12 protein-coding genes are annotated in these 17719 nt (G+C 54.3%); 6 read left to right on the top strand and 6 right to left on the bottom strand.

All coding sequences use genetic code 11. The features are described from left to right. Window positions 1-35: 35 nt before the first annotated feature. From CYPRO_RS15455 to CYPRO_RS15435, 5 genes are all read left to right on the top strand, one after another. The gene (locus CYPRO_RS15455) at window positions 36-749 is read left to right on the top strand and encodes an esterase family protein (RefSeq protein WP_114985471.1); all 714 of its coding nucleotides are present in this window, start codon (window positions 36-38) and stop codon (window positions 747-749) included. An 86-nt stretch (window positions 750-835) separates the two neighbouring features. After that, window positions 836-1783, top strand: coding sequence for an ATP-grasp domain-containing protein (locus CYPRO_RS15450; RefSeq protein ID WP_205730336.1), 948 nt, complete (start codon window positions 836-838; stop codon window positions 1781-1783). Beyond that, entirely contained in the window at window positions 1767-3122 is a 1356-nt protein-coding gene (locus CYPRO_RS15445; protein WP_114985470.1) for a hypothetical protein, read from the top strand. The genes CYPRO_RS15450 and CYPRO_RS15445 overlap by 17 nt, the downstream gene beginning before the upstream one ends. Window positions 3123-3203: 81 nt before the next feature. Beyond that, a complete protein-coding gene (locus CYPRO_RS15440; RefSeq protein ID WP_114985469.1) occupies window positions 3204-4064 on the top strand; it encodes a GMP synthase in 861 nt (286 codons plus the stop codon). Between the two features lie 23 nt (window positions 4065-4087). After that, the gene (locus CYPRO_RS15435; RefSeq protein ID WP_114985468.1) at window positions 4088-5032 is read left to right on the top strand and encodes an alpha/beta hydrolase-fold protein; all 945 of its coding nucleotides are present in this window, start codon (window positions 4088-4090) and stop codon (window positions 5030-5032) included. Window positions 5033-7589: 2557 nt separating this feature from the next. Here the strand turns inward: CYPRO_RS15435 and CYPRO_RS16810 are convergent. From CYPRO_RS16810 to tsaD, 3 genes are all read right to left on the bottom strand, one after another. Next, window positions 7590-10217, bottom strand: a complete 2628-nt coding sequence (locus CYPRO_RS16810; protein ID WP_114985467.1) for a zinc-dependent metalloprotease — start codon at window positions 10215-10217, stop codon at window positions 7590-7592. Between the two features lie 147 nt (window positions 10218-10364). Then, a complete protein-coding gene (locus tag CYPRO_RS15425; RefSeq protein ID WP_114985834.1) occupies window positions 10365-11357 on the bottom strand; it encodes a virulence RhuM family protein in 993 nt (330 codons plus the stop codon). Between the two features lie 177 nt (window positions 11358-11534). Next, window positions 11535-12542: a tRNA (adenosine(37)-N6)-threonylcarbamoyltransferase complex transferase subunit TsaD gene (gene tsaD, locus CYPRO_RS15420; RefSeq protein ID WP_114985466.1), complete on the bottom strand. Its 1008-nt coding sequence runs from the start codon at window positions 12540-12542 to the stop codon at window positions 11535-11537. A gap of 369 nt (window positions 12543-12911) precedes the next feature. Here tsaD and CYPRO_RS15410 point away from each other — a divergent pair, with 369 nt between their 5' ends. Then, complete coding sequence (locus tag CYPRO_RS15410; protein WP_114985464.1) at window positions 12912-14402, top strand: MltF family protein; 1491 nt, start codon at window positions 12912-12914, stop codon at window positions 14400-14402. A gap of 91 nt (window positions 14403-14493) precedes the next feature. Here CYPRO_RS15410 and CYPRO_RS15405 read toward each other — a convergent pair whose 3' ends face one another. From CYPRO_RS15405 to CYPRO_RS15395, 3 genes are all read right to left on the bottom strand, one after another. Continuing rightward, a complete protein-coding gene (locus tag CYPRO_RS15405) occupies window positions 14494-15477 on the bottom strand; it encodes a universal stress protein (protein WP_114985463.1) in 984 nt (327 codons plus the stop codon). 141 nt (window positions 15478-15618) lie between these two features. Then, window positions 15619-16806: a DUF368 domain-containing protein gene (locus CYPRO_RS15400; protein WP_114985462.1), complete on the bottom strand. Its 1188-nt coding sequence runs from the start codon at window positions 16804-16806 to the stop codon at window positions 15619-15621. 125 nt (window positions 16807-16931) lie between these two features. Then, window positions 16932-17603, bottom strand: coding sequence for a protein-L-isoaspartate(D-aspartate) O-methyltransferase (locus CYPRO_RS15395; protein WP_114985833.1), 672 nt, complete (start codon window positions 17601-17603; stop codon window positions 16932-16934). Window positions 17604-17719: the final 116 nt, after the last annotated feature.

Genomic DNA, 17719 nt, shown 5'->3' with positions numbered 1-17719 from the left:
AACCACAGCTAAACTGATATTTCAACCTACTTCTGATGCACAGAGAATTTGTTAAATGGTGGAGTCCGAGTCTGGGCCGTGAGATGGACATGCTGGTTTTCGGACACAGCGGAACTCCTGTACTTGTTTTTCCTTCAAGCAATGGCCGCTTTTATGAGTGGGAAGATTTTAAGATGATTGAAGCCGTGCGCGGCAAAATTGAGAGCGGTCAGAATCAGTTTTTCTGCCTCGATTCGGTCGATGCCGAGAGCTTTTATAACCGCAATGTGCACCCGCATGTGCGTTTTGCCCGCTATGAGCAATATGAGCGCTATATCCTGGATGAAGTTGTGCCGCTGATCAACAACAAGAATCCGAACCGCTATATCATTACGACCGGGGCAAGTTTTGGGGCGTATCATGCCGCGAATTTTGCGCTGAAGAACCCGTGGACTTTCCGCAAGCTGATTGCGATGAGCGGTAAGTATGATATTTCCGCATTTGCTGACGGGCATGAAGGTGATAACATCTACTTCAATAATCCGGTGGCCTACATGCCTAACATGCACAACCATGACCATCTGGAGCAAATCCGTCGTAACGATTTGCGGTTTGTGGTGGGCGATCATGATATTTGCCTTGATGCAACCAAACACTTTTGTCATATTCTGTATCAGAAAGGTATCTGGTACGAACTGGATGTCTGGAGCCCCGGCATTATTCACGACTGGCCGGCATGGCGCGGAATGATCGTCAAGCACCTGTTGTGACAGCTTCAGGCTACTGATTTTATCCCTTCGACGGACACACAACGACAACGATTGCCTTTTTTATCAACTACAAACTACAACAGATTATGAAAAAAATCGGAATTATTCGCGGGATGGAAACCACTTTCCCCGACGCGCTGGTACATAACATCAATAAGGAATTTGGCTCGCAGGTGAAGGCGGAGTTTATTCAGCTCGAAGCCGTTAACATGGATGCCGACCCCGGCTATGATGTCATCATCGACCGTATTTCGCATGAAGTGCCGTTTTACCGCTCGTACCTGAAGTGGGCGTCGCTGAAAGGCACCTATATCATCAACAATCCTTTCTGGTGGAGCGCTGACGATAAGTTTATCGATAACATCATTGCGCAACAGGCCGGCGTTGCCGTGCCGAAAACGGTGATTCTGCCGCACAATCAGCACCCGCCAAATACAGAATCGACTTCTTTCCGCAACCTTAAGTTCCCGATTGAGTGGGACGGTGTTTTTGAGTACATCGGTTTTCCGTCCTTCCTGAAGCCCTTTGACGGGGGCGGCTGGCGCGGGGTGACCAAGTGCAACAACCCGCACGACTTTTTTAAGGCCTACAATGAGTCGGGTCAGGATTGTATGATGCTGCAGGAAGGCATTGAGTTTGAAGATTATTTCCGGTGCTATGGCATTGGCCGCCGCTATACGCAGATTATGCGCTACAACCCGGACGCCGAGCCGCACCGCCGCTATTATGATGTGTCGCACGAGCCCGTGCCCGAGAAGCTGATGAAGAAGATAGAGCGCGATGTGCTTGCGCTTTGCAAGGCGCTTGGCTACGACATGAATACGGTGGAGTTCGCCATCCGCGACGGCATTCCATATGCGATTGATTTCATGAACCCGGCCCCGGATGCGGATTACTACTCTGTGGGTGTGGAGAATTTCAACTGGATTGTGAAGCACATGACCGAATTTGCCGTCGAGAAAGCACTCGAAAAACGCAAGACCCCGCAGTTTACCGCCAACGGAGTGCTGGAGCCTGATGCTAAGTCCAAGTAAACCCGCAGTTGATTACTATAATCACCTGATTGCTTCCGATCTGAGCGCGGCTACCGAACAGCATGAAATGCTTTTGGAAATGCAGCGCACACAAAATGTGATGTTTGGGGATCGTCCGCTTACGCAGTCGCTGCGGCCTATGGTGATGGGCGAGAGAACCTTTCAGTACATTCACGATACGGTCTATGTGATTCGTCAGGCGATTCTGAAGATTGCTGCGACGTTTTTCAACAGCCGCAAAACGCTCGATCATCTGGGCCTGACACCGTACGAGATCGAGTTGTGCGCCATCCCGACCAACGTGATCCGGATGTCGGCTACAGCGCGGCTGGATTCTTTTCTGACGGATAACTCCTTCAAGTTCGTAGAGCTGAACGCGGAAGTTCCGGCAGGTATCGCCTATATGAAAGAGATGGCGGATATTTATCAGAAGCTGCCCATCTTTCAGAAATTTATTGAGCGCTACCCGGTCCGCTTTGTGTCGCCGCTGGAGCACACCTTTCAGGGGCTGATCCGCATTTATCACGAAGAGTTTGGCGGGCTAAAGGAAAAGCCAAGCTTCGCGATCGTGGATCATCTCGATGTTCCGACGTATCCGGAGTTTGTGCTCATCAAGGAATATCTGGAGCGTCTGGGCTACGAAGCCGAAATCTGCGACCCGCGCGAGCTGGAGTGCCGCGACGGCTGGATTTATGCCAACGGCAAAAAAATCGACATTCTGTACCGGCGCCTGCTGATGAATGAATTCTTCGAAATTCAGTACGACTGTCAGGCATACCTGGAAGGCTACAAGGCGCAGAAAACCTGCTACCTGAACTCCTTCCGCTCGAAACTGGTGCACAAGAAAATGATTTTTGCCCTGCTCACCGATCCGGACTACAACCATGTGCTGGATCAGTCCGAGCTGAAGGCGATACGCGATCACATCCCCTGGACCCGCAAGCTGAAACCTTCGAAGGTGCGCTACCGCGGGGCCAATCAGGATCTGCTGGAGCTGATTCGCCGGAATAAGGATTCCTTCATCATGAAGCCAAACGACGACTACGGCGGTCATGGCGTTGTGCTGGGTTTTCAGGAATCGCAGGATACCTGGGAAACCGCTATTAGTCACGCGCTGCAGCTTGATTATGTGGTGCAGGAAGTGATTGAAATCGGCCGGCAGCCGTTCCTGTTACCCATTGAAGGCAACTGGGAATCGGTCAATACGGTGATTGATTTTGATCCGTACCTGAATGGTCCGATGATGAGCGGCTGTCTCACCCGCACATCGCCGAGTAACCTTGCGAATGTGACGGCGGGCGGCGGCAGTATCCCGCTGTTTATTGCCCGATATTTGTAGTACCTTACTGATACCGTTTAACAAGCCGGTTGCAGCCCTCCGCTGTAACCGGCTTTGCTTTGAATAACTTGCTTTACTTTTATGATTTCAACCAAGCCGCTGCGTGCAGCCATTATTGATTTATACAACGGCGTGCCCAATCAGGGTATGCGCTGTATCAAGAACCTGATTACCGAATCTTCCGGCGCTTATTACGGCGTACCCATTGAGTTCACTGTATTTGACGCGAGAGCCAAGGGCGAAATTCCGGACCTTTCTTTCGATATTTATATTTCTACCGGTGGCCCGGGGAGTCCTTTCGACAGTGAAGGCAAAACCTGGGAGATCAACTATTTCAACTTTCTGGATGATCTTTGGCACTATAATTCGGCCAAGCTGACGCCCCCGAAGTATGCTATGTTCATCTGCCATTCGTATCAGATGGTTGCGCGTCATTTCAATTTTGCGGAAGTGAAGCCTCGGAAGAAACAGTCATTTGGCGTATATCCTGTTCATCAGACCGAAGTAGGGGCGGTTGACCCCATGTTCAAAGACCTGCCGAATCCGTTTCATGCTGCTGATTTCCGGGACTGGCAGGTACTGCAACCCCGCAAGGATCTGATGGATGAGATGGGAGCCCAAATTCTGTGCCTTGAAAAAGAGCGTCCGCATGTGAAGCTGGAGCGCGCGGTGATGGCCATCCGTCTGCTGAAAGAAATGATCGCGCTGCAGTTTCATCCCGAAGCGGATCCTGAAGGGATGCTCTATCACTTTTCGACCAAAGAGCAAAAAACGAAAATCATTGATGAGTTCGGACAGGCCAAGTATGATTCCATCATTGCCGGCCTTAAAGATCCCGGCTACATCGAGCGAACGCACAAGCATATCATCCCCGGTTTTCTGAAGCGGGCGGTGAAAAACAACCGTCCCGAACTGGTAGAGTCTCTTGCGGGCGTCCGCTAAATCCTGTTGAAACGTGCTGAAGCATGATCACTCCGCTGCACCGAAACATTCTGGCACGCCACAAAGGCACCCTCAGCGGTGCCCTGCGGGTGCTGCCGTTTCGGTCGCGCGCGCTCGGGGTTTCCCGCACGGTATTTGTGTATGAGCCGCCCAATATGCGGAACGTGTCGGACATGCACCTGCTGTACCTGTTCCGCGGACATGAGCGGGAGTTTGTTTACATCAATGAAGACGACAGCCGCGAAACAACGACCATTGAAGACCTCGATGCCCTGATTGTGTCCGGCGAAATTCCGCCGGTGATGGCGGTGATTCCCGGACTGACCTCCCTTGACGGCAAAAAGCACAGCATGGGGATTAACACCCTGGTGCCGCCGCAGGACATGCGGGACGGTCTCGGCACCGGGCAGGTTTGGGATTTTCTTACGCTTGACCTCATTCCCTACCTGGAAGCCCGTTATCAGAAAAAGCTGGGCAGCGGTATCCGGATGGCCGCGGGTTTTTCCCTGGGCGGCTATACGGCTGCGCTGCTTGCAACGGCCTTCCCCGGTTATCTTGATCACGCGGGCATTTATGACGGCCTGTTCATGTTCGACGGTCAAACAGATATCCGAACCAATGCCCCTGACGAAATCTGGCTGAAATCAGCTGTACCCGACGCCGCCCTCTGTCCGGCCGAAAAACGCTCCCCGGAAAATCTCGCCCCCTGGAACCCTGCCGAGCTGATTCGTTACGCTGACCCCGTAACCCTCGAAGAAATACAGGAAACCATGTTCTGGATTCGCAGTGCCGCCGGCGACGGGCAGGAAGGCAATCACGACCGCTGCAAATACTTCACCGCCCTGCTGCGCGAGCACGGCATTACCGCAGGCTTCAACCGAATCCCCCTGCACCCCGACGCCCGCCACACCTGGCACTGGAACGACCGCTTCATCAGGCTCTTCCTGCTGAATGTGTTCTCGGTTTAGGTGTTGATGGAATGGGGGGGCAGCCTCCCAATCCCCATTACCAGATCCTTCGACTTCGCCTTCGCTGCGCTCCGGCTCCGCTCAGGATGACAGTGTCGTTTTGAAAACCCCCGGCGCGGCGAGCCGCGCCGTTTGTCGCGAAGGGAGGCCTGTCATCCTGAGCGAAGCGCAGCGTAGTCGAAGGATCTCGTTGTGCAGGGTTGGGGGTTCCGAACGGAAAGGGTGTGCGAAGCAAGCGAATGGAATAAAGACAGACGGTAATTGCGATTATTTTTCTCACCCCAACCCCCAACGGCGTCATCCCGGAAATGCTGCGTATCGGCATTTTTTTACCATCGAGAAGTTATGTGCAGCATTATCCGGGATCTACCAAGCTGTCGCTGTCGCGGTGTGATAGCGGGTTTGGGATGTTTGTTCTAAAACGGCTAAACCCGCACGTGGATGCCTGCTACCGGCATTGACACACACCCAAACTGGTAGATCCCGGATAACGCCGGTGGGCTATGGTATTATTTATCAAGCACCTGCGTGGGCGTTTCCGGGATGACGCCGTAGGGGGGACGTGACTTCGGGACTCCGGAACATAAACACAGTACGGAATAACAGAGCGTCCGAGCCAACCTCCAAATCCCTATCCCCAGATCCTTCGACTTCGCCTTCGCTGCGCTCCGGCTCCGCTCAGGATGACAGTGTCGTTTTGAAAACCCCCGGCGCGGCGAGCCGCGCCGTTTGTCGCGAAGGGAGGCCTGTCATCCTGAGCGAAGCGCAGCGTAGTCGAAGGATCTCGTTGTGCAGGGTTGGGGGTTCCGAACGGAAAGGGTGTGCGAAGCAAGCGAATGGAATAAAGACAGACGGTAATTGCGATTATTTTTCTCACCCCAACCCCCGAGCGTGTCATCCCGGAAATGCTGCGTATCGGCCATTTTATAACTATCTCGAAGTATTGTGCAGCATTATTCGGGATCTACCAAGCCGGGGCTGTGACGATGTCATAGCGGGTTTGGGATGCTTGTTCTAAAACGGCTAAACCCGCACGTGGATTCCTGCTACCGGCATTGACACACATCAAAACTGGTAGATCCCGGATAACGCCGGTGCGCTATGCTGATATTTATCAGGCACCTGCGTGGGCGTTTCCGGGATGACGCCGTAGGGGGGACGTGACTTCGGGATTCCGGTACATAAACACAGTACGGAATAACAGAGCGTCCGAGCCAACCTCCAAATCCCTATCCCCAGATCCTTCGACTTCGCCTTCGCTGCGCTCCGGCTCCGCTCAGGATGACAGTGTCGTTTTGAAAACCCCCGGCGCGGCGAGCCGCGCCGTTTGTCGCGAAGGGAGGCCTGTCATCCTGAGCGAAGCGCAGCGTAGTCGAAGGATCTCGTTGTGCAGGGTTGGGGGTTCCGAACGGAAAGGGTGTGCGAAGCAAGCGAATGGAATAAAGACAGACGGTAATTGCGATTATTTTTCTCACCCCAACCCCCAACGGCGTCATCCCGGAAATGCTGCGTATCGGCATTTTTTTACCATCGAGAAGTTATGTGCAGCATTATCCGGGATCTACCAAGCTGTCGCTGTCGCGGTGTGATAGCGGGTTTGGGATGTTTGTTCTAAAACGGCTAAACCCGCACGTGGATGCCTGCTACCGGCATTGACACACATCAAAACTGGTAGACCCCGGATAACGCCGGTGCGCTATGCTGATATTTATCAGGCACCTGCGTGGGCGTTTCCGGGATGACGCCGTAGGGGGGACGTGACTTCGGGACTCCGGAACATAAACACAGTACGGAATAACAGAGCGTCCGAGCCAACCTCCAAATCCCTATCCCCAGATCCTTCGACTTCGCCTTCGCTGCGCTCCGGCTGCGCTCAGGATGACAGTGTCGTTTTGAAAACCCCCGGCGCGGCGAGCCGCGCCGTTTGTCGCGAAGGGAGGCCTGTCATCCTGAGCGAAGCGCAGCGGAGTCGAAGGATCTCGTTGTGCAAGGTTGGGGGTTCCGAACGGAAAGGGTGTGCGAAGCAAGCGAATGGAATAGAGACAGACGGTAATTGCGATTATTTTTCTCACCCCAACCCCCGAGCGTGTCATCCCGGAAATGCTGCGTATCGGCCATTTTATAACTATCTCGAAGTATTGTGCAGCATTATTCGGGATCTACCAAGCCGGGGCTGTGACGATGTCATAGCGGGTTTGGGATGCTTGTTCTAAAACGGCTAAACCCGCACGTGGATGCCTGCTACCGGCATTGACACACATCAAAACTGGTAGATCCCGGATAACGCCGGTGCGCTATGCTGATATTTATCAGGCACCTGCGTGGGCGTTCCCGGGATGACGCCGTTGGGGGGTGCCTACGGAGCGTTGATCCATATCGGGGCAGGTCTGAGGCAGGAGATCTCTCACATGATGCTTTGATGGGCAATGGATCCATAGTGGTTGTGTTGGGGCTATGTTGACAGCGTTGCCATGTCCCGGTGTTCGAGATGACTTTTTTTGATTTTTGATTTCGAAAAGTCGTAGAGACGCAAAATTTTGTGTCCAGCGATTTAATTCTATTTCACCAAGACCATGCTTCGGGTTTGGCTGAGGCCGGCGGAGTGCAGGCGGTAGAGGTAAACGCCGCTGCTGAGGGCTGAGGCGTCGAAGCGGACCTGATGCGTGCCGGATGGCAGTTCGCCGTTTACCAGCGTTGCAACGCGCTGACCGGCGAGGTTGAAGACCTCAAGCTGCGCCTCACCGGCTTCGGGCAGGATGAAGCTGATGGTTGTCGTCGGGTTGAAGGGGTTGGGGTAGTTTTGCAGAAGCTGCGGGTTTTGGGCAAGCTCATGCTCGGGCTCTCCGGGCAGGCTTGTGGGTGGAATCACGCTCAGGCTTACCGGAATGCTGATTTCTGTACGCTCCGGGTCGTTGGTCAGAAGCCGGATGTCTTTTTCATAGCCGCCGGGTTCGAGTCCGGTACTGCGCAGTTCAAAAGTGAAGCTGTCGGTCGTGCCCGGTTCCGCGCTGCCTGCGTAGGGGAGGGGGGCGGCAATCCACTCGGTTGCAGCGTCAAAGGCGCGAACTTCGATGGCGTCAATATCAATCGGGTTTTGCAGGCCAGGGTATCCGCCGTAAAAGAAGAACATGCGGTTGGGCACGTCCTCAATCATATCGGCTTGGTAGCGGAATACTTCGGTGCCGCCGTACCGCATTAGGATTTCCTGCGCCTCAGCCAGAAAGATGACTTCGACCCGCTCATAATCTCCCCGGATGAAATTGAAGTTGAAGGAGCGGAAAAACTCAGTTCCGAATCCTTCGCGTACATCCCGGAAGTAGGCCACAATTTCGAAAGGCCGGATTTCCAGCTCGATTTGTCCGCTGCTCAGGGGGAACACCGCACGGTAGCGGGTGTTTTGGCGCAGGAACTGATCGTAGCTAAATTCTACGGCAGAAATGTCCGCGGTATCGAAGAATTCAGGGCTGCCTAATAACAGCGGGATTTCCAGTCCGTCAAAATCCGGGAGTCGCAGGTGTTGTGAACCGGTTGAGGGATTTTCATCCGTAATCTGAAAGCTTCCGGCGCCGGTATTATCATTGAACAGCGACCAGCCGTTGAAGGCGCTGTAGGTGCCGGGACTAAATCCTTCGTCTTCCCCAAACTGCGTTTCGCCCAGCAAAGGCGCTGTGCCGTACTGAGCCTCATCCGAGACGATTTGCGCCTGCCAGGTCAGCCAGCTTTCGCCCGCATTCTGGATGCTGAGCGTGAGGGTTGCTTCCTCTCCGTGCAGCACTTCGGCGCTGAGGGCCGCGGGCAGGGTGCCGAGTTCCGGACCATCAAGCACTGTCGGGCGGTAGTTGCCTACGATGTGCTTGGCAAGCCGCAGCGACCGCGCGTTGTCGGCCGGGGCAAAAGGACCCTCGAGTGCCCCGCTCGGTGCCCCGCCCCACGAAATATCGGGATTGGCAAAAACGGGCGCTGCCAGCGAATTCTCGTTGTAGGCCATGACCGAAGCATAGCTCTCGTCGTGCAGGCCATCCCAGCGCCAGCCGGTCGAAAACACGTACAGCGCGCCATTGGGCGGAGCCGGCTGCGTGGCCTGATTCCGGCTGTGCGCGCTGCCCATGTTGTGTGCAATCTCGTGGATAAGCGTGAAAGTCCGGGTCGTTTGCTGAATCCGGTTCAGGGAAAAGCCCAGTTCGGGGCGACCGTTCGGATTGGTGAGGAGCCAGGCGATGCCGCCGGTATCGTTCACTTCTGCCAGCATGGCGACAAGGTCCGCGCCGGTTTCGTCCCGCCAGTCGTGCACTTCATCCAAAAAGCCTTCAAACTCCGGCCCAAAAGAAAATTCGGGTGAGGTCGTGATGCGGCGCAGGTGTACACTACTCGAAGCGGTCGTTTCATCGTAGTCAATCTCACGCAGCCCGACAAGCCGGAGCTCCATGTTCACATCGCTGAGATCAAGGGACAGCTGACTCAGCCCCATTTTGAGCGCGACCGAGAGCTCGATGCCGCCTTCGTTTTCCAGGGCCCAGGTGGCTGCATTGGGGGTGTATACGAGCAAAAGATCAACGGCGGCAGGGGTGTCTTCCATCAGCTGTGCGGGCAGGTTTGGCATGACGGGAGCCGTTGGCTGATGATGTCCGAAGAACGGATGCGCCATCCAGGCTTCGGTGTAGGTGGTCTCGGCTTCGCCGGTGCTGCAGGCGGGGAATGCCGCAAGCGCGTACGAAATCTCGCTCAGGCGGTGCAGGCTGTCGCCCGTGCCCGGACGTATGGTGTAGAAGCGGTTGGATTCGTAATCCAGTATAGTTGCCGCGTAGCGGTCGCCCTGCCAGGCGCCAATCACGTAAATACGTTGCCCGTCGGGGTTGACCGAAATAAAGCTGTTTGCGCCGCCACTGTGTTCGGTAACCCGCGATATTTCGGTGACCAGCGTCTTCCCGTCAAATAAAGCCGTTTCAACAAGGGCCGACTCATACAGTTGCGCCGGTGAAAATTGTTCAGGATGGACCGAAACGGCCTTGGTCTGCACTTCATAAGACAGCTGTTGTTCGCTGAGTTGCAGCGAAATATCGTCATTCTGCGAACCCGTGATCGAATGAAGCTGCACCTGCCCCAGTGCAAGCGGCACAGTAACCAGGAACAGAAGAAGAGATGTAGCTATAAAAGAAAAGAACAAGCGGGGAGCTGAGTCGGACATAAACAAAGTTGTGAATTCGTAGGGGATGATTGACCGGCAGGGGCAGACCGGCTTTACAAAATAAAAGTTTAGCGGCAGGAATAAAGTGCTAATGACTTGGAAAAAGTAAGTGGGATTTCAGTTACGCGGATCCAATGGTATTGGTAGTTACCCATCACCTTTTAATCGCTTGACCTCCTTGTCGAAATCAGACAGGAAATTTTTATCCTGAATCTTCCTGAACTTATCAAACTCCTGTTCTGCCTTTAGTTTTGCTTCAATCGCACTAATTCTTCCTTTATCCTTTAAAATAGGGTAGTTAGATAACTCCAAAAACTGATGAAGAAATTTAGTCCACTCTTGCATAGTTGTTGGAATTTGTCTTTCGGCTCTATTCTCAGCCAAGTCAAGGTAAGCCGAAACAATTCGGTTGAGTTGTCTGATATGCTGTTCGCTAAGATAGTTCTTCGCAATCGAAACATCTGATTTTAAAATCTTTCCATCTGGCGCATGTTTCCAGTTCGTTAGTGCCATATACACCTTTGTTGCGTCTGAAGATGAATAAATTATTTCAGCTGCAGTTTTACCGGTTATAGCCCAATGTAATTTGTTTTGTACAGTAGCGAAGAATTCTTTGGTTTTCGGATCAGTTTTGTCGTAGTCGATCGATAGGGCATATAAATCTGTAATCTTTTGGTAGAACCTTCGCTCACTTGCTCGTATTTCACGTATTCTTTCAAGAAGCTCTTCAAAATAGTCCTTACCGAAATGTTTGCTTTGCTTTAAACGCTCATCGTCTAAAACAAAACCTTTTATCATAAACTCTTTTAGTACAGATGTGGCCCAAATTCTGAACTTTGTGGCCTTATTTGAATTTACCCGATACCCAACCGCAATAATGGCATCTAAATTATAAAAGGTGGTTTTGTAATTTTTCCCGTCTTCTGCAGTGTGTTCCAAAATGGAACTAACTGAATCTTCGGCTAATTCACCGGAGTCAAATATGTTTTTCAGGTGCTTGGTAATGGCGGGTCTCTGCACACCAAATAAAGCGGCAATTTTCTTTTGCGTCATCCAGAACGTATCTGAATGATAAAGGAGCTGGATTTTTAGGTTGCCGTCAGGAGATTGGTAGAATATAATTTCGGATTCTTGCTTCATCATTCAATGTGTTTGTGAAAAGAGTGCTTTCGCGAAACAGAATTCATTTACGCGAAAAAAGATGTCAAATCAAAAAGCAAGGGGTTCAAATTATGATTTGGGATCTCTAATCTGCCACGAAAAACAGTGATGCCCACGGAGTTTTCCCCAAAAAAATAACAGCTGCAACCTGCCCCCTCAACCGTTCACGCGCGCAAAGGGCTTCATACTTAAATCGCTGAAATTGCCGCGCTGTGCGAGCATGTGACCGGTTACCGCAATCATTGCAGCGTTGTCGGTGCAGTAGGCCATTTTGGGAATCAGCAAGGTTGCGCCGCTGCGTTGGGCGAGCTGCCGGGCTTTTTCGCGCAGCATGGTGTTGGCGCTCACTCCGCCGGCAAGCATGAGGGTCCGGCAGCCGGTTTCCTGCATGGCCGCTTCAAGTTTCTTCATAAGCACTTCGGTGATGGCGTGCGATACGCTTGCGCACACATCCTGCAGATGATCTTTCAGAAAAGCCGCCTGTGCGGTCTCATCGCCCTGTTTTTGCAGGTAGTAGAGCACGGAGGTCTTCAGGCCCGAAAAGCTGAAGTCAAAGCCCTCCCCGAGCAAGCCCTGCGGGAATTTGTGAAATCCGGGATTCCCCCGCTGCGCGTGCTTGTCCATCACCGGTCCCGCGGGGTATGGCAGGCCCAGGATTTTGCCGATTTTGTCGAACGCTTCCCCCGCAGCGTCATCGCGGGTTTTGCCGAGCAAGGTGTGCGCGAAGGGCTCCTTCACGTAGGTCAGCTGCGTGTGTCCGCCCGAAACGGTGAGGCACAAAAACGGATAGACCGGCGGATTGTCAATGAAGTTGGCGTACATGTGCGCGTCCATGTGATTTACGCCCACGAGCCGCTTCCCGTTGGCGAGCACGAAGCCCTTCGCAAAACACAGGCCCACAAGCAAGGCGCCCATCAGGCCGGGCCCCTGCGTTACGGCTACCACATCCACATCTTCGGCCTGCAGCCCCGCTTCAGCAAGCGCCTGCGACACCGTGCCCCAAATCGTTTGCTGATGTGCCCGCGACGCAAGCTCAGGCACAACCCCCCCGAAGCGCGTGTGAATCTTTTGCGAAGCAACCACATTCGACCGCAGGCCGCCCTCCGTGGTATAAACAGCGGCGGCGGTTTCATCGCAGGAAGATTCGATGCCAAGTACAATCATCGGGTTTCGTAAAACGTCTTTTTGGGTTTCGGGGGATGTGTGCTGTATTTTTCAAACGACCGTGCGCGTCCGGAGCGGGCAGCCGGGCCACGGCGCAGTGGTACGCTTCACCGGACCCGCAAGCCCTGCCGAAGGCTGTGGCTGAAGCGCCGGAATATACGCAAATCCATGGAGAACGGGCGCGGGCAGGGCGCTGAGCGGGCATGGGGAACGCAGCCGAAGTCCGATGTTTTTTAGTTGTGAAACCCAATGATTATATTGGTACAGATTTAAATCGAAAAGGCGAATTTTACGCGTTTTACAACCCGCGGGTCAATAACAGATCCCGGCGTTTTAAAATGCGGATTCCCGTAAAAATGAGGTGACCCCATGCGTTCGCATACTTTCAGCTTTTTATTTACCCTGGCGCTGTTATCCGGTGGTCTGTTGCTTGCGGGCTGCGGGGGAAATGGCGGCACGGAACACACAGAACAGTTGCGCGGGCCGCAGGTTGAGCTTGATTTTGACGCTATTCTTGAGCGCGGCACGCTGCGGGCCATCACAAGCTACAGTCCCGTAAGCTATTTTATTTATCGCGGGCAGCCCATGGGGTATGAGTACGAGCTGCTGAATATTTTTGCAGAAAAGCACGATCTCGACATCGAGATGATTGTCGCCCGCGACCTCGGGGATATGTTCGACATGCTGAACCGCGGTGAGGGAGATCTCGTCGCCTACGGCCTCACCATCACCCGCGACCGACGGCAGGACATCGCTTTTACGGTGCCCCTGAACACCACCCGGCAGGTGCTCGTGCAGCGCAAGCCGGACAGTTGGCGGCAGATGCGGCTGCATGAAATTGAGCGCACCCTCACGCGAAGCCCGATCGACCTTGCCGGGGAAACCGTAGTTGTTCGCCGCGCTTCGGCCTATGAAGAGCGCATTCGCAATCTCGAAGACGAAATCGGCGCGGATATCAATGTAGTTGTGGCCGATACGGGGGTTACGACCGAACAGCTCATCCGCATGGTTGCCGAGCGCGAAATTGATTTCACCATTGCGGATGAAAATATCGCCCGTCTCAACCGCGCCTACTTCCCGATTCTGGATATTGAAACGCCGGTCAGCCTGCCGCAGCAAACCGCATGGGGCGTACGTCTCAACTCCCCTCAGCTCCTCGAAGCCCTGAACGACTGGCTGACCGCCTATCAGCGGGATTCCGAATATTACGTGATTTACAACAAGTACTTCGAAAACACCCGGGCTTTTCGCAACCGGCTGTCGTCTCAGTTCATGTTTTCGGAAGGCGGACAAATCTCCGATTTCGACGACCTCATCCGGGACAACGCCGAGCGCATTGGCTGGGATTGGAAACTGTTGGCGGCTCTCATTTATCAGGAATCACAATTCAATCCCAATGCACGAAGCTGGGCCGGTGCGGTCGGTCTCATGCAGCTCATGCCGAACACCGCGCGGGCATTCGGCGCAAGAAACCCGCGGGATCCGCGCGAAAGCATTGAAGCCGGCGTCGCGTTTATTGAATGGCTCGAAGACTACTGGGAAAGCCGCATTGAAGACCCCGAACAGCGGCAGCGTTTTGTGATTGCTTCCTACAACGTAGGGCAGGGACACGTACAGGATGCGCGCCGCCTCGCCGATGCCTTCGGCGCAAATCCGGATGTATGGGATGACGTAGCCGTGTATCTGGAAAAGAAAATGTACGCCGAATATTACAACCATGAAGTCGTGCAGTTCGGCTACGCCCGCGGCATTGAGCCGGTGCGCTACGTGAATAACATTCTGTACATCTATCAGCACTACCGCTCGCTCTATGCTGCCCGCGACGAACCCGAGCAACAGGATGATATTGTGCTTGACTGAAGGGGGACTTTTTCGGGATCAGCACGTGACCATTTGGGTCAGCACAAGGCCGACCCAAACAAGGTGCACGCGTACGACGGCAGCGCCTTAATTATGGTTTGCTTGGGCGCATGGTGAGCACCGGGATTTCGGAACTCATAATGACTTTTTCGGTTGTGGAACCGAGGAACAAATGCGAGAGTCCGCTGCGGCCGTGTGTTGCCATCACGATGATGTCGGATTCGGCATTGGCGAACTCGGCGATTTCGTAGTGTGCGGAGATGCCGCGTAGAATCACCACATTAAATTTGATGTGCCGGCTGTCGTCGCCTACCGGACACAGGTAGTGTCCGCCATCCTTCTCTTCGAGCGACCATTCGGTATCGCCCAGCGGATTTTTCTCCAGGTACTTTCTGATTTTGGAGAGAATGGTTGTCGTCATCGACTCGGTGTCGCCGCGGCCCGGCTCGCCTTCGCCCTTGGGCAGGTTCTCAAGCGGACTGCCGTACAGCTCCATTACGTGCAGCATGGTAACCGAAGTGCTGAAGCTTGTCGCCATACTTGTCGCATAGGCCAGGGCCGAGATCGAAAGGCTGGAGAAATCGGTCGGAATCAGCACGCGGTTGATGCCCTGCGGCGGAATATCCCCGTTTACGGCAAGAACCGGCACTTCAGACTGACGAATGACTTTTTCCGTAGTTGAACCTTTGAGCAGCTTGTTTTTGTGCGAGCCGATGGCACCCATCACAATCATATCATAGCCCTTTTTCTTCGCATATGCTGCAATGCGCTCCGACGGCTTCCGGTCGATTTTAACACTCGCACTGCCCCGTATCTCTGCCGGAATGGCGATATCGAGTTCGGCGTCGGCGCGTTTCTGTGCGTCCGTCAGAATTTGCGGGTACACATCCTTATCCATATCAAGCGGCAGCCCAAGTTTACGGATGCTCTCATTCAGATACTTGAACACCGGAATGACGTGCAGGAAATCAATGGTGCCGCCAAACTTTTTGGCAAGGGCGCGAGCGTATTTGTAGGCATCTTTTGAACCGTCAGAAAAATCGGTCGGGACCAGAATTTTATTAAGCTTCAGCATAGTTGTTTTTCCAGATAAAAGGTTGAATGACAGAACCGCAAACAGTTGGGGCCGATGATGCCCGGCCCGGCAAGAAGGTGGAAATCAAATCTAATTTAAAGGTACTAAATAACAATCAAATTAAACAGCTGCAAGCCCGTATTAGAGGGTATCGCCGCCCATTTTTCGCGATACAAAACCGAGCAGCAGCACCGCAGCGAGTCCGGTCAGCATCATGCTGTAGCCCCTGAAAACGGCGCTGCGCCCGGCCGAGAGCCGCTCGTCGGTTTCGGCTTGCGCAAGCTGCGGCACAAAAGGCACGCTTGCAATCAGCTGATTCTTCACCACAATTACCTCCACCTCCTGTTCCGCTTCCGGGGCGTCGGGATTGACGACCTCCCCCAGCACAAGATACTGCGGCGCCCGCAGTGTCGGCTCGCTTTCGGCAGCCATGCGCGCGAGTCCGCTATCGACCGAAACCAGCTGCGGTCGCTCCGACGGCACAAAAGTACGCTCCTGAAACGGCCAGATGATATAGAGCGAACCCGCCATGAAGCCAATCAGGATGCAGAGGGTGACCACATAGTAGCGGTCGAGCAGCCAGGAAAGTATGCGCGCGAAGGCGCCGAGCCCGAACACAACGCCAATGCCGAAGGGCACGAGAATGAACAGGGCCTCAACCGTCTGCGGACCGCCCAGCATGCCGATGGAGCCCAAAATGGTGTCATATTTGCGCAGAATGAGCAGGATGAAGGAACCCGAAATGCCGGGCAGCACCAGGGCGGAAATGGACAGCATGCCCGTGAGGATCAGAAACAGCGGATGGTCGGGCGTATCGGTCGGCACCAGCGTCACGATCTGAAACCCGATCAGCGTGCCCGCCGCGATGGCGAGCCCGATCTTCCAGTTGAACTGCCCCAGCGCCAGCAGCAGCAGCACGATGGAGCCGGCAATGAGGCCGAAAAAGAGCCCGTAAATCAATTCCGGATCGCTGTACATGTACACCGGCAGCGGCACGACGCGCGTAAAAAACACCAGGGCCGAAAAAATCCCCAGTCCCAGCGTGATCCCGAAGCGCCAGTGCACGCGCGCAAAAACGGCGGCGAGCTGAAAGGTGAGCAGCTGCCGGATGGCGGTGACATCCACGCTTTTGATGGCGTTGAGCATGCGCTTGTAGATACCGAGAATCAGCGCCATGGTGCCGCCGCTCACGCCGGGCACGACATCCGCCGCGCCCAGAATGAAGGCCTTGCCGAACAGCAGCGGCACTTCGCGCGGACGGGTGTAATCTTTGGAAAGCTTCTCTTTGGCGCGGTCCTGCGCGCTTTGTTTTTCGGGGGATGGGTTCATGCCGTTAAAAAAGCCGCGATGCAGCGGCAGATGGGTGTTTTTTTAGGGTGATGGGTTTCGGGGCGGACCGGGCAGAGCAGCTTGTCCGGATCCTGTTGGTTCGGCTTCTTGATTAGCGGCAGGGCTTAGCCGGAGTCGTTTTCCTGCCAGCCCCGGCTGCCGATAAGCCTGACAAACTGATAGGTGTTGTGATCTTCTTCAATAAACTGATCGCCCTGCCGGGTGATGCGCAGCATTTGCTGACCCGAGTCGTCGCCTACGGGGATGATGAGCCTGCCGCCTTCGGTGAGCTGTGAAGTGAGCGTTTCGGGCACGACCGGCGCGCCTGCCGTTACGATGATGCCGTCAAACGGCGCATACGCCCGCCAGCCCTGTGTGCCGTCCCCGCATTTGAGCTCAAGCCGCTTGTAGCCCAGCGCCCGCAGCAGCCGTTGTGCCCGCTCGTACAGCGGACACAGCCGCTCGACCGAGTAAAGCTTCACCCCCATTTCGAGCAGTACCGCTGCCTGATAGCCCGAGCCGGTCCCGATTTCGAGAATGCGCTGACCCGGCTGCGGATCAAGCAGCTCGGTCTGCCGGGCGACGGTGTAGGGCTGGGAAATCGTTTGTCCGTGTCCGATAGGCAGGGGGGCGTCGTCGTAGGCGCGCCGTTCAAAAGCAGAATCCACAAACCGATGCCGGGGAATGCGCCCGAGGGCCGTAAGCACCCGCTCCGAAACAATCCCCTTTTGGCGTAGCTTCTGCACAAGCTGCTCACGTTTGATGCGGTATTTGGGATGCTCCTGAGGCGCGGTCATGCGGGGAAAGTTGAAGGGTATATTAAAGGAAGAAGTCGGGAATCGGCCCGGCGCAGCGGCATCCGGGAAAGATTCGCCGCAAAGATACCCAAAATCGCGCAGAATTAAAGAAAAGG

It is taken from the genome of Cyclonatronum proteinivorum (genome assembly GCF_003353065.1).
Taxonomy (GTDB): Bacteria; Bacteroidota; Rhodothermia; order Balneolales; family Cyclonatronaceae; genus Cyclonatronum; species Cyclonatronum proteinivorum.
The sequence above is the reverse complement of the archived record's forward strand: the minus strand, read 5'-3'. Positions and strand labels throughout refer to the sequence as shown.